This window comes from Peribacillus sp. JNUCC 23 (assembly GCF_053653995.1).
On record NZ_CM132202.1, the window covers coordinates 3,934,250 to 3,958,478 of the forward strand.

Consider the following 24,229-nt stretch of genomic DNA (forward strand, 5'->3'; position numbering starts at 1 on the left):
CGTCGCTCTGTCTCTCCTCGAACTTCTTGACTCTTTTTATCCTCCTTTTTGAACACGCTCTATTATGATAATTTTATCACATAGCACGTATTAACACTTCATCGTTTCAAGCCAAAAAAAGAGGCACTTTGCCTCTTTTCAATTACACATACTGTTACGCCCACCACATATCTCCTGAAGAATCACGAATCAAAACGTCATTTAAGTTTTTTACTGCACGCGAGAAGCCTTCTTCAATGGACATGATCGCATCTTCATGTTCAATGCTAACAACGTAATCATAGTTATATGTACGAAGTGCACTCATCATATCTGACCATTCCTGCATGCTGTGGCCACAGCCGACACTTCGGAACGTCCATGCTCGTGATTGTACGTTTCCGTATGGCTGCATATCTGTCAATCCGTACATATTGACATTGTCTTGATCGATGTACGTATCTTTTGCATGAAAATGGTGAATGGCACCAGCTTTACCAAGGATTTTTATCGCAGCAACTGGATCAATTCCTTGCCACCACATATGACTAGGGTCTAAGTTCGCACCGATTGCATCACATGTTGCTTCACGTAGTTTTAGCATCGTATATGGCGTGTGAACAAGGAAGCCACCGTGCAATTCAAGACCAATTTTCACATGATGTTGTGTAGCCAGTTCACCGATTTCTTTCCAATATGGAATCAATTTGTTTTCCCATTGCCATGTTAACACATCCCCATATTCCGCAGGCCAAGGAACGACGGGCCAGTTCGGCTGTTTTGCTTCGTCGCTGTCACCAGCAGTACCAGAAAAAGCGTTAACGACTGGAACCTGAAGAAGAGACGCTAGTTTAATCGTTTTACGTAAAACAGTATCCGACTCTTCGGCAAAGGCTTTGTCTGGTGTGAGTGGATTGCCATGACAGCTAAATGCACTGATCGTTAAACCGCGTGATGTGACAGCTTCTAAATAGTCATTTCGCTTCTGCTCATTTTCTAAAAGCTCATCAAGTGGGCAATGGGCATTCCCTGGATAGCAGCCTGTACCGATTTCAACTGCATCAAGCCCTGAAGCTTTCACGTGATCAAGCATTTCCTCAAATGATTTATTTGCAAATAATACAGTAAATACGCCTAATTTCATTTCAATTACACTCCCTGTTCCAATGAAATAATTTTTTTTGTTTCCTGTGACTCAAGTGCCGCTAGAATAACCTTTAGTGATTTCAAACCTTCTTCACCCGTGATGAGTGGTTCTTTATTTTCCAAAATGCACTCAACAAAATGGTCGATGACATGAGAATTTATCTGGCCACCATCTTCATTCGTTTGAATTTTATCAAGCTTATGATGAATCACTTTGCCATCCCGATATTCTTCAATTAACGAATAGTCTGGATCAGCTTCTAAACGTAAGGTTCCATTTTCTCCGTAGATAACTGTAGAATTGTCATCGCCAGACACATATGCCCAGCTTGCTGTAAGAGTACCGATAATCCCACTTTCTGTTCGTAAAATACAGACGGCATTGTCATCCACTTCTGTATTCTTCTTCGCAGTCGTTTCAATAAATGCGCCTACTTCTGTAAACTCTCCCAGTAAATAACGCATTAAATCTGATTTGTGGACGCCAAGGTCACCCATTGCTCCGATAAAAGCCTGTTCTTTGTTAAAGAACCAGCTATCTGCACCATCCACACTCCATGCCTCTGGACCTGGATGACCAAATGTTGTTTTAAAACTGTGAATCTTCCCGAGCTTGCCGCTGTCAATAATTTGTTTGGCCGTTTGATGGGAAGCTACAAAACGTTGGTTATGTGCGATCATCAGCGTTTTTTCATTTATATTCGCAGCATTAATCATCGCAACTGCTTCGTTCTTTGACGTTGCCATCGGCTTTTCACAAAGCACGTGTTTTCCCGCATTCAACGCATCAATGGAAACAGGTGCATGTAAATAGTTAGGTAGACAGACGCTGATTGCATCGATTTCTTCCAGCTTCAATACCTCTTTATAGTCGGTAAATGCTTTAGCACTGTATTGCGTGGCCATTTTTTCACAACGATCTGCGACAATGTCACAAACCGCGACGATTTCTACCTTTTTATTAGCATAATACTCTGGTAAATGACGAAATTTCGCTATACTTCCACAGCCGATAACACCTACTTTTAACGTACTCATCAACTAATCCTCCTAGCTTTTCTCGTTATTAACCAATTTCTTACGATAACAAAGGCGGCTGTTCACATGTACTTTCCAGCAAATAATGGCGCCCGTCTTCAGATGAGCGGTGAATTCCATGCATAATTTCAAGCACATGTAAGGCCATATTGCCATTTGCACGTGGTTGTTTCCCTACTTCAATTGCTTTAGCCATATCAGCAAGTCCGATGCCACGCAAATTATCATGAGCGTCTCCATCAGGCTTCATTTCTTGCCACTCTTCTTCACCATGTCTTTTCACTAGAAGTGGCTGATTAAAATGATTCGGATCAGGCAGGCTGATTGTACCGCCTTCTCCATAAATTTCAATGAACGGTGTCCGCGCCGCTGATACATCAAAGCTTGTTGTAATTGTCGCGGTCGCTCCGTTTACGAAATCGAGAATGCCAGACACATGTGTTGGGACCTGAACCGTTATTTTTTCTCCATTTTTCTTCGGGCTTGTAATCGTTCGTTCTGGAAACGTAATACGTGTAGATCCAGTGATTCTGTTGACTGGCCCTAATAAGCTAACTAGTGCGGTTATGTAATATGGACCCATATCGAACATCGGACCACCGCCTACATGATAAAAAATTTCAGGATTCGGGTGCCACGATTCCGGCCCACGTGACATCATAAAGGCCGATGCGCCTATCGGTTTTCCAATCACACCTTCTTCGATTAACTTACCGGCCAATTGAATACTTCCGCCTAGAAAAGTATCTGGAGCAGATCCTATAGTGACTTGTTTGAGACGGGCTTCATTCATGATTCTCTTGCCATCATCAAATGTAATCGCGAGCGGCTTCTCTGTATACACATGCTTTTCATTTTCGATTGCTTTTAGCGCTACCGCTGCATGAGCGTGTGGAACCGTCAAATTTAATACGATATCAATATCCGGCGAAGCCATCATTTCATCCACACTACTCATATGTTGGATGCCATATTTTACAGCAGCCGCTTTTGCTTTTTCAATATCCAAATCCGTACATGCCATAATAGTAAATTCAGGAAAACGACGGCTGTTTTCTAAGTAAATGCTACTAATATTCCCACAACCAATGATGCCTACGTTTAACGCCATACTTTCGTCCCCTTTTTATTTATTCAGAAGATAAGGAAGTTTCTTTTTCAGATACCTAATACTGATTTCCATGCTTTCAAATGGTGTGGTTCGGCTTAGATCCTGTTCGATCACCCACCACTGAACACCAACTTCTTCTCCTATAGTGAGCACCGCTTCAATATCAACCCCGCCAGTTCCCAGCTCTGCAAAAAATTGTTCTCCATCTGTCGTCATATCTTTCAAATGAACGAGTGGAGTTCGATTTTTATAGCGGTTAAGCCACTCTACCGGCTTTTCCCCAGCCTTTGTCAGCCAGTATATGTCGGGTTCTGCTTTCACATAGTCTGCGTTTGTATCATCAAAAATCGCCTCCAGTGCCATTCTTCCGTCCGACATGCGTTCTAGTTCAAAATCATGATTATGATAGCAAAGGGTAATGCCCTCACGCAGACACGTTTCACCCGCCTCATCTAGCCATGGAATCAGCGTATTATAATCTTCTTCACTTCGTTGATCCGGCATTAAATACGGGCAAACTATATAGGTACTTCCTAATATCTTCTGATCTTCAATCACTTGTGCCAAGTTATGTTTCAACTCGACAAGCGGAACATGGCTAGATGCAGCTTTCAGTCCTAGATCATCCAATAACACACGGACTTCTGTCGCAGTCAATCCTCCAAGTCCAGCAAATTCAACGCCAGCAAAGCCTAGTTCTGCAACTTTTTTCAATGTACCAGCAAAGTCTTTTTCACTTTCCTCACGCAATGAATACATTTGAACTGCTATTGGAATCACTGTCATCTTTATCCCCATTTCTACTATTTTATTAGGTGGATAGACTTTCATGAAAAGAGTTTAGATTTTATTTCTTCATTGAAAACGGATTCATTTTTTCATAGTTTTCAGTTATACTACTTTTAGTGAAACGTTTCGATAAACGATAAAAAAAATATAAAAATACTTATATCTCATTACTAAAGCTATCGATACGATTCTATGAGTTATTATAAGTCTTCAGGTAACCGTTTTCAATGGTTTATTAGAAAATTGCCATTATTTATTTAAACACAGGAATAGTAGTCGTTCAATCCATCACGAATGCCTTTTTCCTATGAGATATACATTGAAACTTTTCAGCTAATCAAATACGATATAATACCGTTAAGGAAAAGATAGGGGACGTTATCGTGGTAAGTATTAAAGATATCGCGAAACATGCCGGTGTCTCGATTTCAACCGTATCCTATGCATTAAATGGGAGCTCTAAAATAACGGAAGCTACTTCAGCACGAATTCGGGAAATTGCAAAGGAATTGAACTATGTTCCAAATGCCGCCGCGCGCTCATTAAAAAAACGCGAAACAAAAATCATCGGTGCCTTTTTAATGTCCGATTACAGTGGTAATTTTTTTGGACCGCTTCTGCAAGGTATCAATGCTACACTTAACAGCACTGATTATGAACTAATCGTCTGCAACGGGATGAAATCTCATCGTTTCCTACCAGAACAAGTAATAGATGGCGCCATCGTTCTTGATTGGAGTTTTTCAGATGAAGAATTAATTAAATATGCTGACATAGGGTGTAAACTAGTCGTCTTAGATCGAGAACTTGAACACCAAAACATTAATCAAGTGATTCTGGATAATACAACCGGATCCGCTTTAGCCGTTCACTATTTGCTTGAAAAAGGCCACCGAAAGCTTTATATCGTTACAGGTCCTGATATTTCTTATGATGCCCATCAACGTCTGCAAGCTGTTAGAACAGCGGTAAAACAATGTGATGATATTCACTATCAGGAAATTAAAGGGGATTTTTCTAAACTTTCGGGCGCACGCGCAGCAGATCAAATCGTCAAAGAGTACAAAGAACCTGTTGCTGTTTTCTGTTTAAATGATGAAATGGCCATTGGCATGTATGATTATCTGTCAACAACAACGTATCAAATTGGAAAACACATACATATTATTGGCTTTGATAATATCGAAATGTCCCAATACATCATGCCAAATTTAGCTACAATTGATTATTCCAAACATAAATGGGGAGCGCTTTGTGCTGGTAATCTAGTAAAACTTATTGCCAATGAGCCGGTTACAAACGAGACAATTGATGTGTCGTTAATTAAGCGAGGATCTGTTCAGTAAGGATAAGTGTTTTCTTTTATAATATGTACGTTAATGATTCCAATTTCGATTTGGGATCATTATTTTTTTAACTAAATAGTCTTATATCGTTTAATCTGGTTTCTTTTCTGAAAACAATAAGATCAATGTTGCAATTGGTCCAAGCAGCAAAGATAATAAAAACCAATTTAAACCAGTCCTGTTTTTACCTTGCGCTAATCCTGCATTAATAAGGGCAAGTGTTCCCCAACCAACAAAATATTGATTGTCCATTCTATTTCACCTCAGTAATCCTTGAATTCTCTTTTTCTACTCACCTTTAGATGGCTATTTGTCATTTCTTTGAGCTTATGACGCACATTCTAATTATAGGGGGATGTTCAAAAAGTCCGGTAAAAAAGCTTGTGAATTGCTTCAAACCTCTGTCTCCACGGTCCTCTCGGGAAGCACTCCTCGAACTTCTCGGCTCTTTTTATCCTCCTTTTTGAACATGCACTTGTATACACATCTTCCTAATTTCCATATCATTCAGACAGCAATTGGACAGTCTGACAATCAAAATGTAGACATCACTTATCTGAAGCGATTGATTCCCTACTTTTCTTTATATTACCATATTATTCTAAACATTCCTTATGATCATGGATACCATTCCAAACGAATTGTTTTTAAACTTTTGAATGGCTGTTGATTTACGATTCATCCTCTACTATACTTGACGGTATTGAAGGAATAGGAGGAAACCCCAATGTTTGATTTTTCTACTTTAGGAGCGTTTATTGCAGTCGTAATTGGGCTCTTTTTAATTCCAGGTCCGGCTGTTCTTCTTACAGCCACTCGCACTGTTCAAGGTGGGCGTAAAGCAGGCGTAATTGCAGGTATTGGACTCGCGACTGGCGATTTGATTCATACTATATTTGCCGCGGTTGGACTTTCCGCCATTTTGATGACATCTGCACTTGCTTTTAATATTGTGAAGTTTGCAGGTGCTGCTTACTTAATTTATCTCGGCATTCGTGCGATATTAGAAAAGCCATCTGATCCTAAACTGCCAAAGGTTTCCCCAATATCGTCTTTAAGTACGTATGGTCAGGCCATTTTAACAGAAGTTCTTAACCCAAAAACAGCTCTCTTCTTTCTAGCATTTTTGCCACAGTTCGTTCACCCTGAACAAGGGACATCTGTTCTCCAATTCTTGTTTCTCGGCCTAATCTTTGTATTCTTAGGTGTGATCTATACGACACTTATCGCCTTTTGCATCCGTCCACTCGGGCGGCTTGTTAAACGGATATCTTGGCTCGGCCGCTTTAGCGGTAAAATCGTCGGAGCCATCTATCTCGGACTCGGTTTAAAAGTGGCGTTTCAAAGTCGCTAATTCGAATTGAAACTCATCAAAAAAACAAACAGTGAGTTAAATATAGATAATGACAATTAACTCTTGAGTTAAAAAGCCTGTATCATGATTACCAAGTAATTATGATACAGGCTTTTTATATTTCTATGCCCTCTTGTTTGGTATTACAGCTTTTCTTACCAACATAGCATCATTTTATTAATTTTCTATTTTTGTCCTTTTGGAAATCATATGTATAGATTTTATATCCTTCATTGGCTCCGTCGGTGTTAAATAAAGTGAAACTTCCATCAGTGGGGGCTTTTTCATCCCCACTGATGGTTAGTCCCGTTCTACTGTCGCTAAATCTTCGATAAAGCGACAGTACGAACCCGATTGGTTCAACTAAACCGCTGAAGAGCACAGCGGTAGTTTCACTGTATCTCACCAATCGGGGATTTACAGGCTGTTTATCCCCCACCTATTTATTTCTTGATTCTCTCACAAAAATTGAGGTGGGGGTTTTACAGCCTGTTAAGCCGGGATAAATTGATGCTAAAGTATTTTCCTCTATTTAAAATTTCCCTACTCCCTTACATTCCTTTAGTTCTCCATTGCGAGATACTTCAATAGTTTCAAGCAACCTAATACAATAGCTTTAGGGGCAATATGCCAAGCAGGAATTATTTCAGCAGTCATTGGGGCACCATATTTTTTATATTTATTACGTTCTGAACGAAAAAAGGCATAAGAAAGGCGATCAATTATGACAACATTATCAGCAGAACAACTTTCTCTCTTACGGATCAACTCAAATCCTTGATACTATCAGTTTAGAAGTTCCTAAAGGTAAGATTAGCGTTATTATTGGGTCCAATGGTTGTGGTAAATCAACCATTTTACCTCAAGGTCCGAGGCCCCAGAAGATGTAACCGTCAAAGATCTATGTTACTACGGTAGACATCCACATAAAGGTTTATTTTCTAGACAAACTCCGGAAGATCATTCAATTGTAGAACGTGCATTATCGGCAACAAAAATGACTGATTTTGCAAATCGTACATTGGATCAATGATCCGGGAGATAAAGGAAAATAGCGTGGATTTCAATGGCCTTAGCTCAAGATACAGATCTTTTATTAGTAGATAAACCAACAACCTATTTAAATCTAGCGCACCAAATTGAAATATTAGAATTACTGCGTGACTTAAACATCACTCTCGGTCGAACGATAGTTATGGTTTTACATGATTTAAATCAAGCAGCGCAATACGCTGATCATCTCATTAGCATTGTTAAGGGGAAAATTTATCAAGAGAGGCCGTCCCAAAAAGGATTTACCACCAACATGATTAAAGAAGTCTTCGGACTAGAGCGCTGTCTTATTGAAAATCCTGTTGATCAAACACCCCTTTGCGTTCCTATTGGCCGATCATTAAGATCCATGATACATACAAAAACCGTTGCCTTTAAGATGCAACGGTCCCTTTTTATTAGAAGCATTCATATGTACAAATGAATTTTTCTGTCTAACTATTGATGATCAGATTGTACAAAGTTTGCTTCATCCCCATAGAGTTTTGCTTATCATTTACTGCTTTTTCATTCATTTACATGTTGCTAAAATGATATTACAAATCGATATCAACACCCATTAATTGTTCATACATCCCACTTTGCTCTTCTAAAAAGATATTCGTTTCTCTTCTATCCTTATAAAAGTCACTCCAGATATATGTTTTTGTAAAAGCACTCTCGGTTATTACATGGCTACTATGCTCCCATTTCCATCTTTGCTTTTCTTTCCTGATTCTCTTTTGTCATTTTTTCATAAAATTCCTTGTTAATTGGGTACTTCTTCATCGCGATCAATGCAATGATATGAGCAATTAGCGGTGCACCAAAGTACAGTCCTAATATAGACCAGTATAGTGTTGGAGTGACTTCCATCCCTGCTGTATAATGTGCAGCTCCAAGTACAGCTCCTAATAATAAACCACTTAGAGAACTAACCATTTTATCCACAAACGAGAACGCAGTGGCAATCATGCTAGGAATGAAACGTCCGTTTTTCCAAAGCTCATAATCGGCTACATCAGCAATCATTGGAATCTGATTCGTATCAGCCATTCTCTCGGCTAAACGGAAGAAAGAGATTAAAACAACCGCTAGAATAACAGAGCCCGCATCAAATGGTCGAATGACTAAAAGGATGGCCGCAGCAACAATGCTGAGAATTTGACCAATCACAAATGATTTTTTTAATCCTAAATAGACAGCTAAGCCAACACCGATAAAGGCACCTGCTAAACTAACAAAGGTTGCAGGTCCGTTGACGATTGCCTGAAATTCCGCACCACCCATCACAATCATAAAGAAGTAAGCCGTTGCTGAACTTTGAATGGAAGTCGCAATTTTCGTTGAAGACCCCGCAACAATCAGCATTTGAAGCGCTTTATTACCTTTAATAATAGAAATGAAATCTTTTATTTTAATCTGATTTTCCTTTTTAGTCATATCCTTTACTTCGTAGTAATTTTCATTATCCTTTTTCCAGATACCAGCCATTGCAATGATCGTGAATAAAGTGGTAAACCCTGCAATCATAAAAGCAAAGTTTCTAAATGAAGAAGGATCCTCTACCCCACCAAAATAATTTAAAATGATCATACCAAAGGAGAAAATAAGAATATCGAGTCCAGTCATGATAACCTGGTCAATTCCGCTTACTAGTGGGCGTTGCTTTGGATTATTCGTTAAAACATTTTGAGCACTCTTTGTACAAATCGTAGAACAAGTATAGCCAACGTTCCAAATGACGTAACAAACTGCAATCCATGTATACATGGCGATGTTACTATCTAATTGAAGCCCCCAATAGAGCCCAACCGTAGAAATGTTCATAATGATCATGCCCACAAACATATAAGGTCTGAATTTACCAAAACGAGTATTCGTTTTATCGATCATTAATCCAATCATTGGATCGATAAATGCATCAAAAATACGAGAAAATGTCATCATTCCACCGACGATAATAGCTGACAGCCCTAAGCTATCTGTACAATAATAGATAAAAAACATAAGGTACATAAAGTATTGAGCATTTGTTGCTGAATTGTTAAAAGCAAAAGCGACAAGCTGCCATGGTTTGGCGTTATTATATTGAATTTCACTAGCAATTGAACGATTTGCCATAGGATTTCCTCCTAAAAAAATGAGATTAAAATATTTAATATGGGTACATCATAATATGATAAAAGCGTTTTCACATCTACTATTGTTGGTTATTATGCAAAATCGAAGCTATAATGTTCCCGCTTACAAAATAAAAAATCGCAATCGTCATACTTATCGATATATACAAAAAATAATTTGAACGTTAAGATGGTGTGATAATGAAATGAGAGTTTAGATAAAGGGGAAACGATGGAGAACTTACTAAATGAATTAACGGAAAAGTGTTGGATGATCAAAAGTGCTTTTAAAATGGATGTTGAAGTCATGGATGAACAATTCAGAACCATTCTACACATCTCAGATGACACAGAACCCCTCATCATGACAGAAACAAGGAAGGGGATGTATGCTCATTTTCAAAAAGCACTGATGAAGGCAAAGAAACATAGTTTTTGTTTTCAAACAGATTCCTTTTCCCTTTCCTATTTCGCCATAGCTCTTATCACCCATGAAACGGATAAGGGGATGGTCATAGTAGGTCCTTTTTTAAAAGAACGGGTAACAGATTCTTTCATTTGGCGTGTAATCAAGGAAAACCATTTGGAAAGTAGTTCGTTCAAATCTTTGGAATGCTATTATAAATCCATTGCTTATATAGGAGAATCATACTTAGCTTTAGGAGATGTTTTAGTGAATATCTATGGACATCCTCCTATAAAATCTCAAATAATCACAATGGTAAGCAATGAAGGAGACAATCCTAAAGAGCTTCAACCACAAGAATTTGATGAAGATGATTTTGATATTAAACTAAGATATGAGATTGAGAAAAAACTTTTACACTTTATTGAGGTAGGGAATACAGAAAAGGCACTGGAAACATTCGTAGAATTTTCGGGAGATTTCTTATACAGGGTGCCTGGAAATCCTTTAAGAGCAAGAAAAAACATTGCTTTCAGCTACAGTAGCATACTTCGGTTGGCAGCCAATAAGGGTGGCGTAGCTCCACAATATTTGCATGGAATTTCAGAACTGTTTGCCATAAAGATTGAGGAAACCATCACCATATCTGAAATAGATCTGTTGGAAGTGGCTATGACAGAAGAATATTGTAATGCTGTGAGAAGCTTTGCAATGAAAGGACATAGTTCGGTGGTCAAACAGGTGCTCATGTATCTCAATCTTCATTTTAGTGAACCGATCAATCTACAATCAGTAGCAGATGAACTTGGGTTTAATCGGACCTATATAGCAAAGAAATTTAAAGATGAGATGAATATGACGGTCATTGATTATATTCAAAAGAAAAGAATCGATGAAGCAGTCTTTCTCATTGAACAGGGACAATCATCAATCACGGATATTAGCTATATGGTAGGATTTAGCAGCTATAATTATTTCTGTAAAGTATTTAAGGAAGTAAAAGGAATGACAGCAACGGAGTTTAAGAGCGGCAAAAGAGTAGACGTATGAAAGACTCATATGTCTACTCTTTTAAAAGTGGGAAATGCATTTTTGGTTAGAGACTTTCGCCAAGTCATACCATTATTGGCTTATATAAAAGTTTGATCATTTTCTACCTGTGTGCTCAACAATCGCGCCCTTTAATGGAATAACTAAAACATGATGAGAACTTTTAAAACAACTTAAATCTACTTTCACTAAATCTCCCATTAATTTAAGTAAAATGTGTACCAAACGTATTTTAGTAACAGGATTTTAATAATAAGTCCAATATTTAACGTAGAAGTCGAAAACCTTTATATGATTTCATTTTATTTCTTCGCTGAATGATTAAAGGGAGCAAGTAAAACCAATAAAGACTCTGCTAATTGTAAAATCACCATCATCAATTATTTGAATTAGCATTAGTATATGGGTGACACAACGAAAAAAGAGGCCGTCCATTTTTGGACAGCCCCCTTTCCGCTAATTATAAAATTTCTAGTAAAACTCTTTATCATTACATTGGTTATCATCTTTGCTTCAGAGGAGGTATCTCCAAAATGAAGCGACTTTCAATCCTTAAAAACTATGAGAATACTGCAATTTTACGTGCGATAGATTCTGTTAAACGAGATGCTACTTTTGGAACAGCCCATTTAATGATTGGTGTTAACACCGCACCCGATAATCCGCCTGCATGGACTTCCACGGTACAAGTCATTGTTGTTTTACCATTAACATCTTCTGCAGTAAAGTGACCGCTCCCTGTAAAATTATCTGATAAACCTTTTAGTGCAAACTTAATATTTGAAGGTTCATTCCATTCGGTAATATCTACCTGCGCTTTTATTGTTTTTTTAATACCTTTCACATTACCTTCAAATGTCCAAATAGATTGATTGTCATTTATGATTTCATGTTCTTTATAGGCTGGTACTGTTGTTGCCCATTTTTCAAGATCACTGACATATTCCCAAACTGCTTGTACATCTATTGGAATTTCTACTGTATGTGTTCCCGTTGCCATTATGATCCCCACTTCCACTATGTATGAATTGTAAATTTACATCTCTACAAAATAATTATTACATAAAAAGCATAAACTTACATCTTATAATATTAATACTTTCAAATATTTTACGGCAATCACTATTCAACAATCTGGCCCGATTGCTGAACAAGGAAAAATCCTGCATATCAATACAGGACTTTTAATCAAACTTTTTACAAAGTATCGAACTTTATTTTAAAGCCACAACCATTTCTATCAATGAATGGATCGTGTCCAACTTTTTATCCCACTCTCAACAGGCAGTAAGCCCCCCACCTTAAGATTCCAGGAAACAAAAGAAGCTAGATGGGGGATGCCCCCACTCATAGAAGTTTCCCTTTACCCTTGAACACCAGCCCAAAAAATATTCCAAGTAATCTGTTGTACTTTTTCATACGCCTGGCTGTTTTCATATAATAACTGGACATCGAGACCGTCTAATAGCGTGGCATACGCCATCGCACATTCTTCGGGACTTAGACGACAGGTATGCTTGGAAAAGCAAGCTGCAACCTCTTCTTTAAGAATGGCCAAATATAAACGGAATTGGGAGATGACATAGTCATAAACCTCCAATGGCGTAAAAGATGACAAAACAAGCATAAATGAAGCATTGGGATTCGTTAAAAAACGATTTTTATGTTCCGTTAAAAAGTTATACAACTGATGTTCGAGAGGTTCTTCTGCATGATCTTTAAAATAGCTCTGAACAAACAATCGTTCTTCTTGTACAACATCTTGATAAACTTCCAAAAAGAGTTCCTTTTTGGTTGAATAGTGATAGGAAAGAGATTGCTTCCGAATTCCGGTTTCTTCCGCAATTTGGGCCATCTTCGTTCCCTCATATCCATATTGGTTAAAATGTTTAATCGCTATCTTTTTTATCTGTTCTTTGCTCATCTTTTTACCTCCATAAGTCAAAATAAAGTGAAACTTCCATCAGTGGGGGGCATCCCCCACTGATGGTTAGTTGAACCAATCGGGGATTTACAGGCTGTTTATCCCCCACCTATTTATTTCTTGATTCTCTCACAAAAATTGAGGTGGGGGTTTTACAGCCTGTTAAACCGGGAGAAAATGGGAGAGAGTCATAGTTCTAGGCTAATTCTCTCTTCTTTTTCATTTGTAAAACGAAAGTAGCATGAACAAGATATAGGAGTAAATATAAGACATAGGTAATGAGCGCTACATAGAATACAGCCTCATAGGAAAAGGTTTTTGCCACTATACCAAGTAAAATAGAGCCTCCGCCGATTCCTAAATCATAAAAATTAAAAAAGGATCCGATCGCATTTTCATGGTCATGTTCTTCCACTAGGTTCAAGCATACAGTTTGAAGAGCAGGAAAAATGGCTCCGAATCCCATGCCATATAGAAAACCAGCCAAGAGAAACACAATCTCATTCTGGGCCGCGATAAGGACAATAAAACCAGCAATGCTAATCACTCCAGCAGGGATTAATACAGAAGCAGGTCCTAGGTTGTCAAACATTTTACCAGAAACCAATCTTACAAGAAGACCTGCAATCGCTACAATGAAGAAAAACCATGCGACATTTTCAAATCCTTTATCGATTGCGTATAAAGTAGTGAATGACATGATTCCACCAGAGCTTATTCCTGTCATAAAAATGAGAATCGATGGAAATAGCACACGTTTTTCGATCAACTTGACTGTAGTGGTTGGAACTTCTACCGTTCTTAATTCATTTGCCATGTTAGGTTTTCGAGAAATGAAAATCGTTGTTAATAGGGCCAGTAAAATGAATGCCGTACAACTCATAAATAAACTTCCGAAATGATTGTTACCTAGGATACTAACCCCCATTAACGGTCCAATCGACATGGCCATCGTCTCTCCCACACCGAAATACCCCATACCTTCTCCTCGACGATCCTCAGGAATATTTTCAGCTGCGATGGTCGTAAAATAGGTAGTAGCTAAGCCAAAACCAAAGCCATGAATCACCCGGACAAAAATCATCATCCCAATACCTGACGAAAGGTAGTATACTCCAGAAGATAGAGCACATATTGCGATGCCGATAATTAATAAATATTTTTTATCCATTTTGGTAGCGAGCACACCTGCAAAAGGCCGAATGAGAATCGCTGAAAACACAAATATTCCTGTCACTAATCCAATTTGTGTAGCGTCTCCACCAATACGGGAAACAAATAAAGGCAAGGTCGGAAGCAACATCTCGAACGCCCCAAATAATAAAGCATTGGCCAACATAACAAAAATAAAAGAACGGCTCCATAGTTTTACCTTTGAAGTTTGTTTTGTAATAACAGGCATATGAATCCCCCACACTATAAATTATATCTAGAAGATATGGAATTCATTATATCTGACCTGAGTCAGTTTGTAAATTAAATCCAGAAGATTCATAGGTGTTTTTAAAAATATTTACAGGTAGTTTGAAAAACCGAAATCAAAACCAAGCGTTTTTAAAATCAAGATGCTATACAAAAAGATCACAAAATTTTCCTCTTATTTCATCATAAACATCTAATTCTGACACTGTTATGCTTAAAAAGTCTTCGTTTGTCTCATAAACTGTCACTTTAGGAGATATTTTGAACATACAACTATAAAACCCAGCTACTTCACATGAGAAGATTAGCTGGGTTTTATAGTTGGAGTCAAGGACATTTTCAGTATAGTAGTTGAGCCGCTCTACACTTTCGATTGTTTTGCGAACTACAATCGAATAAAGCGTTTACTATCTATCGTTACTCATTAGAACCCTTTTAACCATATTATTCTTTTATTACAAGCTTAAGCGGAGCAGGTATAATTTTCTCAACTTTTTTTCCACTTAACACATCACGTCCAGCATCAACTGCAAGTTTGCCAATTAATTCTGGTTGTTGAGCCACTGTTGCCTCAAGCTTTCCTGCTTTAATTGCATTTAGGGCATCTTCATTTCCATCAAAGCCAATCACCATAATATCTCTACCTGAACTATTGATTGCTTCAATGGCACCTAATGCCATTTCATCATTATGTGCAAATACAGCTTTTATCGTTGGATTTGCTTGAATGATGTTTTCCATAACTGTTAACCCTTTTGTCCGGTCGAAATCTGCTGATTGTTTAGCGATTACCTGAAGATTCGTATCCGCAATCATATGGAATCCCTTCCCTCTTTCTCGAGTTGCCGAAGCACCAGGTACTCCTTCAAGTTCCGCTACTACAGCATCTTTTCCAAGCTTTTCAACCATATATTCAGCTGCCATTTCGCCACCCTTACTATTATCTGAAGCAACCAAGGTTACGACATCGCCTTTATCTGAAGAGCGATCGAGCGTGATAACAGGAATGCCAATTGCATTTGCAGATTGAACAGCTGATGATATGGCAGCTGAATCAGTCGGGTTAATCAACAGTACATCAACACCTTGCTGAATTAAATCCTCAACATCATTGCTTTGCTTGGCAGTATCATTTTGTGCATCCACCACTTTCACGTCCATACCTAGAGCTTTCGCTTCTTTCACGACACCATCCTTTAAAGATACGAAAAACGGATTGTTTAAAGTCGATATCGAAAGTCCTATTTTAATATCAGTTGTTTTTTCTTTTTTTGCAGGCTTTGCCCAGTTAGGCGGTTCCATTGAACACGCACTTAAGAGCAAGAGTGTTAGTGATAGAAATACGACCAATAATTTTTTCAAAATAACCACTCCTTATGCTGTTTTCTTACGATCCAGTAATACTGCGATTATAATGACGACCCCTTTAACAACCATTTGATAGAAGGATGAAACCCCAAGCATATTCAAGCCATTATTTAATGTCCCAATAATCAAAGCACCAATCAATGTGCCAAATATTCTTCCTTTACCACCCGTTAAGCTCGTCCCACCAAGAACGACTGCTGCAATTGCATCCAGTTCATAGGAAGTACCCGCAGTTGGCTGGGCAGAATTCAAGCGTGATGTCAAAATCGCACCGGCCAGTGCTGCTAATAATCCGGAAAGTCCGTAAATCATGACTTTTACTCGTGGCACCTTAATGCCTGAAATTAAAGAAGCTTTTTCATTGCCTCCAATCGCATATGTTTTTCGGCCAAATGGCGTTTTATGCAAAATTATATACAGCACGGCAAAGGTGACCATCATCGTAATTGCAGGTACAGGGATGCCTATGAAATAGCCTTTACCGAATAATTGAAATAAGACATTCTCTCCAAGCCCTGTAATTGGGTTTCCACCTGTGTAGACAAGCGTCAATCCCCTAAAGATAGTCATCGTTGCAAGCGTAGCAATAAATGGCGCCATTTTACCTTTTGTGATTAATAACCCATTGACCATCCCCATCATTCCACCAAGTAGACAGCCAATGATGATTGCAATCATTGGATCCATACCAGAAACAATCATACCAGCCGTTAAGGCACTTGAAAGAGCAAGGATCGCGCCGACTGATAAATCAATGCCACCTGTTAAAATAACGAAGGTCATACCAAACGCAATTAAGGCATTGATCGACACTTGACGAAGAAGGTTTAATAAGTTTAAAGGTTCAAGAAAGTTTGGATTTAGTATCGAAACAATGACAAACAACAATAGCAATCCAAGTAGTGGACCTAATTTTTGCGTCATTGTACTAAGATAATTCGTTTTTAGGGGCTGAGTCCCTTCATTCACTGATTTCATGTTCCAGTCCTCCTGTTGCTAATGTCATAATTTTTTCTTGAGTAGCTTCTGCTCTAGCTAATTCACCACTTATTTTACCTTCATGAACAACGAGGATTCGATCGCTCATTCCAAGCACTTCTGGCAATTCAGAGGAAACCATAATAATCGCAACGCCTCTGCTTGTCAGTTCATTCATCAATTGATAAATTTCCCGCTTCGCACCAACGTCGACCCCTCTCGTCGGTTCATCTAAAATTAACACTTTCGGACCAATTCCTACCCATTTAGCAATGACGACTTTTTGCTGATTACCTCCAGACAAGTTGCCCACTCTCGTTTCTGCAGACTGTGTCTTAACTGTTAACCGCTTGATCAACATATTAACAAAATCCAATTCACTTTTTTCATTAATAATGCCTTTGGGCGCAAAGCTGTACAGAGTTGGCAATACCATGTTTTCTTTTATCGAAAAATCAAGGATTAATCCCTCGTCTTTCCGATCTTCTGTAATAAAGCCAATCCCTAATCGTACGGCCTGTTCAGGTTTCTTAATGACCGCTCTTTCACCATTCAACCAGATCTCACCGATATCCAGCTTGTCGAGACCAAAGATCGCGCGCATAATTTCTGTACGACCTGCTCCCATTAACCCTGAGAAGCCAACGATTTCTCCCGATCGAACGGAAAAGCTAACATCCTGAAACACCCCTGCCTTAGAGATTCCTTTCACCTCTAACACTGTTTCGCCAATCTTTGAATCTCGTTTGGGAAAACGATCAGTCAGCTCCCTACCAACCATTTTCTTTACAACCTCATCAAAGCTTGTCTCAGGAATCGCTTTCGTATCGACTGTTTTACCGTCTCGCATGACGGTAATTCGATCGCAAATAGCGAAAATTTCTTCCATCCTGTGGGAAATATAAACGATTGATACGCCATCTTTCTTTAATGCTGCAATCACTTGGAACAGTTTTTCGATTTCTCTTTCTGTTAAAGCAGCTGTCGGTTCATCCATAATAATGATTTTGGCATCTGTCATTAACGCTTTTGCGATTTCAATCATTTGCTGCTCGCCAACGGAACATGCCCCTGCTTCTTTATCTAATGGAATCGAAACGGCCAGTTTATCAAATTGTTCTTTTGCTAACGTTTTCATTTCTTTCGTTTTCAGTAATCCGAAAGCTGATTTTAATTCCTTGCCAATAAATAAATTATCAAGGACAGTCATTTCGGGCCAAATGTTCAACTCTTGATGAATGAAGGTTATTCCAGCTCGCTCGGCTTCTTTCGGGCTAGCAAAATACGTTTCTTTTCCATCAATTATTATGCTACCTTTATCGAGTGAATGAAGTCCTGTCAACACATTCATTAACGTTGATTTTCCAGCGCCATTTTCCCCCATGAGAGCATGAACTTCTCCAGCAACAAGTTCAAAGTCAACACCAGTAAGAACTTGATTCGTTCCAAATGCTTTATAGATGTTTTCCATTGAAATTTTCATTTACCACACCTCTTTTTAGAAAAATACACCGGATTGTAAAATACAATTCGCAAATGGCGTCACTTCTCCTGTGCGAATGATTACTTTAGCCTGTTTTGTTAATACCTTAAATTCCACATGTGTAACCCGTTCCACATTCGTTTCATGAAAGGTTTTATTCAAATAATCAAAGGTTTCTGGATTTCCGTCCACCATTTCAGAGGCCATGATCACTTTTTCAATGACCATGTCCTCTCTTATCACATCAACAACTTCCTTAAAAGATGGGGTCCCCTGTTTTAACGCTAGGTCGACCTTCACTACCCCATCTGGAACCGGCAAGCCGGCGTCTGCTATTACAATCATATCCGTATGACCGAGGTCACTTAAAATCTTTGAAATGTGGCTGTTTAAAATTCCTGACTTTTTCAAATTACAGACTCCCTTCGACAGCAGCTCTTGTTGGCATGCCACCTTGAGCGCCAAACTTCGTAACCGAAAGAGAGGCTGCTCTGTTCGCAAACCGAACACTATCACTAAACCCTTTGCCTTCCGCTAATGCAACAGCAAAGGCAGCATTAAACGTATCTCCCGCACCAGTCGTATCCACAACTTCCACTTGATAAGATGGAATGAGAACTTCCTTTTCCCCATCATGATACCGCACACCATTTTTTCCTTCTGTGATGAAAACCTTATTTGGATATTGCTTTAAGGCTGCATGAATATCATCACTCCCAAATAGTACGGCTGCTTCAAGTTCATTCGGCGTAATATAAGTGGCTCTTTCTATGACCTTTTGGCTTAATGGTCTCGCAGGAGCAGGATTTAATAGAAGTGGAATCCCCAGGCTGTGACATGTTTCGCTCACATACTCGACTGTTTCTTCTGGAATCTCTTGTTGAATGAGAACGATATCAGATTCTCGAATAACCTCTAGCTTCTGTTCGATATACTCCGCCGTTACCATGTCGTTTGCACCTTTGACAACGATAATACTGTTGTCTCCCTCAGCAAGCGTTATGTGTGCGGTTCCGCTTTCCATATCTGTAACCCGTTCCACACATTGCGTTAGCACATTGTTTTTTGAGAAATTCTTAATAATCTCTTTCCCAAAATCATCATCGCCAACCCGGCCAATCATTGTCACTTCTGCTCCAAGGCGGCTAGCCGCTACTGCTTGGTTGGCCCCTTTTCCTCCTGGCACTGTTTTGAAAGACTCCCCAAGAATCGTTTCTCCTTTATCAGGTCGTTTCTGCGCTGTTACGACCAAGTCCATCGATGAACTGCCGATTACTGTTATTTTAACCATTTTTCTCAACCTTCCTTGTCGTCTGCCTTTCGATAAACATTACAGGCATTTGGATGTTTTTTTCAAAATGTGTTTCCTTATTGATCAATCTTATAAGCAGTTTTGCCGCTTCCTTTCCCATATCATACGCAGGCTGCCTAATCGTGGATAGCGGTGGAAATAGCAGTCTGCTTAGTGGGATGTCATCAAATCCGATCAGTTGCAAGTCCTCTGGGATTGCTTTTCCCAATCGTAATGCTTCATGCATAACCGCAGCCGCAACCACATCGTTACTCGCAAGTATACCGTCTGTATCAGGGTACTTCCCAAATAATTCCTTCGCCCACATCTCTGCGTCTGAAAAAGAAAATGAACTAGTCTCTATCACAGAAAAATCTACGTTTTCTGCACGAAGCTCTGCTATTGCTCCGTTGAATCGATCTTGTGCAGTTTGTAATTGTGCAGGTCCTTTAAGAATAGTAATCCGTTTGCTCCCTCGTTTCACTAACTCCGAGGCAGCTATTCGTCCACCTTCGATTCCATCTGCAAAGACAGATGGATGGTCATTAAAAGTCCTGTCAAGGAAAACCACCGGTGATGAAAGATTATCATAATGGCTACGACCTGTAAGATTCGTTGCCGTAATGATACCTGTTACATTATTTTGTTTAAATGTTTGTATATAATCTATTTCTTTCGGATATTTCTCGTCTATATTGCCGATGATTAATTGATAGCCTTGCTCTTGTATCTCATCCTCGATCCCTCGTGCAAGCTCAGGAAAGAATGGATTTCGAATATCCGGGAGCAATAAACCAATCAATCTAGATTTCTTTTTAAAAAGTGATCGAGCGACTTCATTTGGTTTATAGCTCAGCTGCCCAATGGCTTCGATTACCAGTTTTCTAGTATTTTCATGAACATACCCATTATTATTTAGCACTCTTGAAACAGTCGCTACCGAGACTCCTGCTTGTTTAGCGACATCCTTTATTGTTGCCATTTAGCTTCACCTCATATGTAACCGATTACACATTTAATTTATCATAGTTATTTTGAAAATACAACTATCGGCTCTCTTTTTAGAAAGATAATTTATTGAATTTTACTTCCAAAAATATTATAGATGAGATCGAGATCAAAGGGTCAAATCACGCAATCTGATAGTCCTCTGATTTCGTTAAAAACCGCTTTCAATAGAGAGCTTCCAAACTCTCTATTCCTAAATATTAAGATTCATATATCAATGACAGTTTGTGAAGGATGCAGTGCAGAGTGGGAAGCTGCCAAAATATTTGTTGAAAATGTTGAAGAGTAATTTGCAGTACGCTTCAGACACAAACTGTGCAGTAAAAAGGACATGGATTTTCCATGCCAATAGTTGTGTTTTTTTATCTGCTAGCCCCAATATTGCTGATACTGAGGTACGTAAGGAGTTTGTTGGTATTGCGGAATATTATATTGCGGCTGTTGATATTGTTGATCTACATAGTGATGTGGTGTATGTTCCTTTACTTTGTTGCAATTCGTGTATGGACCTATATATGTTGTTGGTTTAACTGGTGCAACTGCTTTTTTCCATTGATTTTCATCGATGCAATAAGTATGCGACATGACGTTTGCAGGAGTAAATTTTAAGAGGTCAGACCCTAAGATTACTTCTGGGGTTGGTGCATCAAAAATTGCCAAAAGATGAGTGTCATCAAGTGTAGCTACTTCATAATGCCACCAACCTTGTGGAACGTTTGCCACTTGTCCTGGTGTAATAGTGTAATTGAGAAGTTGTTTTGTGAATGGGTTCAGTATCGATACAGTAGCAGCACCAGAAATACAATAGACTAACTCAGCTGCATTTTGGTGATAGTGCGGTTCTACGACATTATTAGTACTTAGGAAAATGTCTAGCAGAGACACATTTTCCAATGTATTCAACTGTTGCACACCTAATACGTTAATATAGTTGTTGTTATCTTTTTTGAACAAGGGACTTTTATTTACGTCAAAAGTGTATTGAGTTGATGGAGATGTGTAATCCATATATGAAACCATAAATTTTTTCCACCTTTACATTAGATATAAACAAACCTTCTAGGCATTTTATGTACGCACAATTAGTTTGGTGTACGTAGTTATTAAAAACTTATTAGTATGCAGTTCGACTATACTATGCAGTAAATCAGAGTGAATGTTAGGGATTCTTGCATTAACTTGTCTCGCTTGCACAATAAGAACGGATATCATAAAGACAAGACAGTCGTGCTTTTTCATTAAAGCACCCGGTTAACCATCCATGCAGCGGAAATATCACTGCTGCACTACAGAGATTGAAAATATTGTGAACTGTCCATATTGGTTCTTATCCAGTCAATCCATAGCTCAATAAATTCTGGCTCACTCCATTTTTTAACGAATGAGAAGGGTCTTCTTAGGTATTGTCTTTTTTCGAAGTTATAGAAGTTTATTTTCATGGTAGTTGAATAAAAAAATGCTTTACTCTTAAGTAGTAAAGCAATCGTTTTAAGGGGAATTTCGGATTAAATACATACATTCTATAGTTATATTATGAACTTCAATTTTTTCCTTTTAGAGTCTACTACCACTTTCGATACGGTTCACCGTAATGGATAAAACTGCAAAAAAAGCCAACTAATATAGGATTTGATTAGATACAAGAATCAAATTTGTAATAAAAGCTCCCCTTCCATAATCATTTCCTAATAAGAAATCAAAAGGGATTTAAAAGGGTTATCATACATGGACAATTTCTTGTAATCAATCGTTTTTTAATTCCGAAGACAATAATAATCTCATTCACCAAAACCTGATGTTAGTTTTCATCATTTCAAAAAAAAGGACCTGAGAACTCCCCCACATGCAAGGCAACGAATTTCACTCTCTAACTTTAAACCATAATGGAGATTGATCCTTTGGGTCTCCATTATAATTGATCATTATTTCTTCTCCCTTATGAATATCTTTCCTTGCATAGAAGTCTATCGATTGGTTTTTAATGTTAGTTATATACCCAGCATTAGGAGTGTAAGAGTGATTGTATAATGAACCATATCCTAAAGCGAGAGCTTTATCCTCTTCCCACCAGAAAACATAGTTCAGGAGAATACTATCCCTCATTACCTTCCATTCTTTTTTAGGAATAACAATCACTGGCGCTTCCTCAATTAATTCGTCATTCTTAATATTACGGTTTGCAAATATCCCTCGACCATACTTCCCCGTATTTCTCATAACGATTGGTCCCACAGTATTTCCTCCTTTATGCCAAATCCTTCAGATGCTCGCGAAGATATCTATTCCGATTTGAAATATATCGTAGGATAAGTTCTGGCTCATTATCAAACATATCGATCGACTTCTTTTTATATGGATCTAAAGTTATATAAGGGCGTATTTGCCTGTGCAGATTTGTAATGATTGGTTCTAACGCCTCAATTGTAAACGCAGTTTCCAAAATTTCTTCAAAGATAAGACGGTATTGATCACGGAATACCTTTACATCAAGAAGACGTGCAGTGAGTGTATTATAGCCTTCTATAGGAACATAATCGTATTCCATCATTTCCCCATCCCAATCCCTGCCCCATGTTGCATCATAATCCCAGGGAATCATCTCGAACAATCCATTTTCACCATTTCGATATAGTGCATAATTGTGAATGAAACCATCAAAGTTTTGTGTACAAACCACACCACATAGCCACAACAAATATTTTTTTACATCCATGTTTTTTGCAATTTCTTCACCAAAATCGTTCCTTGAAATTGTATTAATTTTATATATGAGCATTTCTAAATCAAGGTCATCCTCAGCTTTCCCTAATTTCCGGTCATACCCGGATAGCAAAGATGATTTTGGTTTACGTTTCGGAGTTAATAAGGAAAAATTAGCATGATAATTCGTTGCGTAAAAGATTGGACCATACGAAAGCTGTCTTTTTTGCAAAAACCATTCATCTACCGATTCAAGCTGTAAATAAATGCCCATAGGCTTTCCATTAAGTTCGATGACAACATGCTTACAATCAGGAGAAACACTCCCAATATTTCGAAAAAAATCAAAGGATAACTTGTTTCGAATTAATGAGGGATCGCGATATTCAGCATTCAGATGAACTTCGCGCCCTTTAAATTCTTCATTATATGTTCCAAAGTCGATTCTATACGATTTCTTTGGGAAATTACGTATGTGATCTCCTCGATAAGTAATACCAATATCGTATGGAGTGTTGTCTACTACTAGTCTGGCAGGATGAGACTCCTCATCCCAAACGTTATCTTCCAGTTCTTCAAGGTGCCTAGATTCAATAAAAATACTGATTGTAGGAATATTATGTTGCATAACATCATACCTTCTTTTTTACATTCCATCTTATGAGGAAGGGAGTACATTTG

The 24,229-nt window shown here is 38.4% G+C and carries 21 protein-coding genes and 1 pseudogene; 4 read left to right on the forward strand and 18 right to left on the reverse strand.

Annotated features, from left to right (window positions below; translation table 11 throughout):
- Positions 1-154: 154 nt before the first annotated feature.
- The 4 genes from JNUCC23_RS18790 to JNUCC23_RS18805 are packed head-to-tail and all read right to left on the reverse strand — an operon-like array spanning position 155 to position 4,060.
- Positions 155-1,123: a sugar phosphate isomerase/epimerase family protein gene (locus JNUCC23_RS18790; RefSeq protein WP_062175765.1), complete on the reverse strand. Its 969-nt coding sequence runs from the start codon at positions 1,121-1,123 to the stop codon at positions 155-157.
- Positions 1,124-1,128: 5 nt separating this feature from the next.
- A complete protein-coding gene (locus JNUCC23_RS18795; RefSeq protein WP_403067946.1) occupies positions 1,129-2,163 on the reverse strand; it encodes a Gfo/Idh/MocA family protein in 1,035 nt (344 codons plus the stop codon).
- A gap of 40 nt (positions 2,164-2,203) precedes the next feature.
- Positions 2,204-3,274: a Gfo/Idh/MocA family protein gene (locus tag JNUCC23_RS18800; protein ID WP_454212976.1), complete on the reverse strand. Its 1,071-nt coding sequence runs from the start codon at positions 3,272-3,274 to the stop codon at positions 2,204-2,206.
- 15 nt (positions 3,275-3,289) lie between these two features.
- Positions 3,290-4,060 carry a sugar phosphate isomerase/epimerase family protein gene (locus JNUCC23_RS18805; protein ID WP_403071901.1) on the reverse strand — a complete coding sequence of 257 codons (771 nt, stop codon included), beginning with the start codon at positions 4,058-4,060 and terminating at the stop codon, positions 3,290-3,292.
- Positions 4,061-4,446: 386 nt separating this feature from the next.
- Here JNUCC23_RS18805 and JNUCC23_RS18810 point away from each other — a divergent pair, with 386 nt between their 5' ends.
- Complete coding sequence (locus tag JNUCC23_RS18810) at positions 4,447-5,409, forward strand: LacI family DNA-binding transcriptional regulator (protein ID WP_062175757.1); 963 nt, start codon at positions 4,447-4,449, stop codon at positions 5,407-5,409.
- Between the two features lie 90 nt (positions 5,410-5,499).
- On the opposite strand, the gene JNUCC23_RS18815 is transcribed toward JNUCC23_RS18810, so the two are convergent.
- Positions 5,500-5,661 (reverse strand): hypothetical protein, encoded by a 162-nt coding sequence (locus tag JNUCC23_RS18815; protein WP_172796805.1) that lies wholly within the window; start codon positions 5,659-5,661, stop codon positions 5,500-5,502.
- A 475-nt stretch (positions 5,662-6,136) separates the two neighbouring features.
- Between JNUCC23_RS18815 and JNUCC23_RS18820 the strand changes: the two genes are divergently transcribed.
- Positions 6,137-6,763, forward strand: a complete 627-nt coding sequence (locus JNUCC23_RS18820) for a LysE family translocator (RefSeq protein ID WP_062175755.1) — start codon at positions 6,137-6,139, stop codon at positions 6,761-6,763.
- 724 nt (positions 6,764-7,487) lie between these two features.
- A pseudogene (locus tag JNUCC23_RS18825) lies at positions 7,488-8,240 on the forward strand (ABC transporter ATP-binding protein).
- 254 nt (positions 8,241-8,494) lie between these two features.
- Here the strand turns inward: JNUCC23_RS18825 and JNUCC23_RS18830 are convergent.
- Positions 8,495-9,919, reverse strand: coding sequence for an MFS transporter (locus JNUCC23_RS18830; RefSeq protein ID WP_403067938.1), 1,425 nt, complete (start codon positions 9,917-9,919; stop codon positions 8,495-8,497).
- Positions 9,920-10,150: 231 nt separating this feature from the next.
- Between JNUCC23_RS18830 and JNUCC23_RS18835 the strand changes: the two genes are divergently transcribed.
- The gene (locus JNUCC23_RS18835) at positions 10,151-11,374 is read left to right on the forward strand and encodes a helix-turn-helix transcriptional regulator (protein WP_454212980.1); all 1,224 of its coding nucleotides are present in this window, start codon (positions 10,151-10,153) and stop codon (positions 11,372-11,374) included.
- A gap of 559 nt (positions 11,375-11,933) precedes the next feature.
- On the opposite strand, the gene JNUCC23_RS18840 is transcribed toward JNUCC23_RS18835, so the two are convergent.
- The 12 genes from JNUCC23_RS18840 to JNUCC23_RS18895 form a co-directional block, all read right to left on the reverse strand.
- Positions 11,934-12,374: a CoxG family protein gene (locus JNUCC23_RS18840; protein ID WP_403067932.1), complete on the reverse strand. Its 441-nt coding sequence runs from the start codon at positions 12,372-12,374 to the stop codon at positions 11,934-11,936.
- 363 nt (positions 12,375-12,737) lie between these two features.
- Positions 12,738-13,298 (reverse strand): TetR/AcrR family transcriptional regulator, encoded by a 561-nt coding sequence (locus JNUCC23_RS18845; protein WP_403067929.1) that lies wholly within the window; start codon positions 13,296-13,298, stop codon positions 12,738-12,740.
- Positions 13,299-13,494: 196 nt separating this feature from the next.
- On the reverse strand, positions 13,495-14,700 hold the full coding sequence (locus JNUCC23_RS18850; protein ID WP_454212982.1) for an MFS transporter: 1,206 nt from the start codon (positions 14,698-14,700) through the stop codon (positions 13,495-13,497).
- A 464-nt stretch (positions 14,701-15,164) separates the two neighbouring features.
- Complete coding sequence (gene rbsB / locus JNUCC23_RS18855; protein WP_062175742.1) at positions 15,165-16,082, reverse strand: ribose ABC transporter substrate-binding protein RbsB; 918 nt, start codon at positions 16,080-16,082, stop codon at positions 15,165-15,167.
- Positions 16,083-16,094: 12 nt separating this feature from the next.
- Positions 16,095-17,066, reverse strand: a complete 972-nt coding sequence (locus JNUCC23_RS18860) for an ABC transporter permease subunit (protein ID WP_403067920.1) — start codon at positions 17,064-17,066, stop codon at positions 16,095-16,097.
- Entirely contained in the window at positions 17,050-18,549 is a 1,500-nt protein-coding gene (locus JNUCC23_RS18865; RefSeq protein ID WP_403067917.1) for a sugar ABC transporter ATP-binding protein, read from the reverse strand. Before JNUCC23_RS18865 ends, JNUCC23_RS18860 begins: the two co-directional genes overlap by 17 nt.
- Positions 18,550-18,564: 15 nt before the next feature.
- Positions 18,565-18,960, reverse strand: coding sequence for a D-ribose pyranase (rbsD, locus tag JNUCC23_RS18870; RefSeq protein WP_403067914.1), 396 nt, complete (start codon positions 18,958-18,960; stop codon positions 18,565-18,567).
- Between the two features lies 1 nt (position 18,961).
- The gene (rbsK, locus tag JNUCC23_RS18875) at positions 18,962-19,840 is read right to left on the reverse strand and encodes a ribokinase (protein WP_454212985.1); all 879 of its coding nucleotides are present in this window, start codon (positions 19,838-19,840) and stop codon (positions 18,962-18,964) included.
- On the reverse strand, positions 19,833-20,822 hold the full coding sequence (locus tag JNUCC23_RS18880; protein WP_062175733.1) for a LacI family DNA-binding transcriptional regulator: 990 nt from the start codon (positions 20,820-20,822) through the stop codon (positions 19,833-19,835). Before JNUCC23_RS18880 ends, rbsK begins: the two co-directional genes overlap by 8 nt.
- A gap of 395 nt (positions 20,823-21,217) precedes the next feature.
- The gene (locus JNUCC23_RS18885) at positions 21,218-21,868 is read right to left on the reverse strand and encodes a cupin domain-containing protein (RefSeq protein WP_454212989.1); all 651 of its coding nucleotides are present in this window, start codon (positions 21,866-21,868) and stop codon (positions 21,218-21,220) included.
- Positions 21,869-22,708: 840 nt separating this feature from the next.
- Positions 22,709-23,080, reverse strand: coding sequence for an SET domain-containing protein (locus JNUCC23_RS18890; protein ID WP_454212991.1), 372 nt, complete (start codon positions 23,078-23,080; stop codon positions 22,709-22,711).
- Between the two features lie 13 nt (positions 23,081-23,093).
- Positions 23,094-24,176: a CotH kinase family protein gene (locus JNUCC23_RS18895; RefSeq protein ID WP_454212993.1), complete on the reverse strand. Its 1,083-nt coding sequence runs from the start codon at positions 24,174-24,176 to the stop codon at positions 23,094-23,096.
- Positions 24,177-24,229 lie beyond the last annotated feature (53 nt).

Bases quoted from the DNA above. Each gene is read 5' to 3' on its own strand.
- JNUCC23_RS18790 (WP_062175765.1), bottom strand. From the start codon at position 1,123: ATGAAATTAGGCGTATTTACTGTATTATTTGCAAATAAATCATTTGAG.
- JNUCC23_RS18795 (WP_403067946.1), bottom strand. From the start codon at position 2,163: ATGAGTACGTTAAAAGTAGGTGTTATCGGCTGTGGAAGTATAGCGAAA.
- JNUCC23_RS18800 (WP_454212976.1), bottom strand. From the start codon at position 3,274: ATGGCGTTAAACGTAGGCATCATTGGTTGTGGGAATATTAGTAGCATT.
- JNUCC23_RS18805 (WP_403071901.1), bottom strand. From the start codon at position 4,060: ATGACAGTGATTCCAATAGCAGTTCAAATGTATTCATTGCGTGAGGAA.
- JNUCC23_RS18815 (WP_172796805.1), bottom strand. From the start codon at position 5,661: ATGGACAATCAATATTTTGTTGGTTGGGGAACACTTGCCCTTATTAAT.
- JNUCC23_RS18820 (WP_062175755.1), top strand. From the start codon at position 6,137: ATGTTTGATTTTTCTACTTTAGGAGCGTTTATTGCAGTCGTAATTGGG.
- JNUCC23_RS18830 (WP_403067938.1), bottom strand. From the start codon at position 9,919: ATGGCAAATCGTTCAATTGCTAGTGAAATTCAATATAATAACGCCAAA.
- JNUCC23_RS18835 (WP_454212980.1), top strand. From the start codon at position 10,151: ATGGAGAACTTACTAAATGAATTAACGGAAAAGTGTTGGATGATCAAA.
- JNUCC23_RS18840 (WP_403067932.1), bottom strand. From the start codon at position 12,374: ATGGCAACGGGAACACATACAGTAGAAATTCCAATAGATGTACAAGCA.
- JNUCC23_RS18845 (WP_403067929.1), bottom strand. From the start codon at position 13,298: ATGAGCAAAGAACAGATAAAAAAGATAGCGATTAAACATTTTAACCAA.
- JNUCC23_RS18850 (WP_454212982.1), bottom strand. From the start codon at position 14,700: ATGCCTGTTATTACAAAACAAACTTCAAAGGTAAAACTATGGAGCCGT.
- JNUCC23_RS18860 (WP_403067920.1), bottom strand. From the start codon at position 17,066: ATGAAATCAGTGAATGAAGGGACTCAGCCCCTAAAAACGAATTATCTT.
- JNUCC23_RS18865 (WP_403067917.1), bottom strand. From the start codon at position 18,549: ATGAAAATTTCAATGGAAAACATCTATAAAGCATTTGGAACGAATCAA.
- rbsK (WP_454212985.1), bottom strand. From the start codon at position 19,840: ATGGTTAAAATAACAGTAATCGGCAGTTCATCGATGGACTTGGTCGTA.
- JNUCC23_RS18880 (WP_062175733.1), bottom strand. From the start codon at position 20,822: ATGGCAACAATAAAGGATGTCGCTAAACAAGCAGGAGTCTCGGTAGCG.
- JNUCC23_RS18885 (WP_454212989.1), bottom strand. From the start codon at position 21,868: ATGGTTTCATATATGGATTACACATCTCCATCAACTCAATACACTTTT.
- JNUCC23_RS18895 (WP_454212993.1), bottom strand. From the start codon at position 24,176: ATGCAACATAATATTCCTACAATCAGTATTTTTATTGAATCTAGGCAC.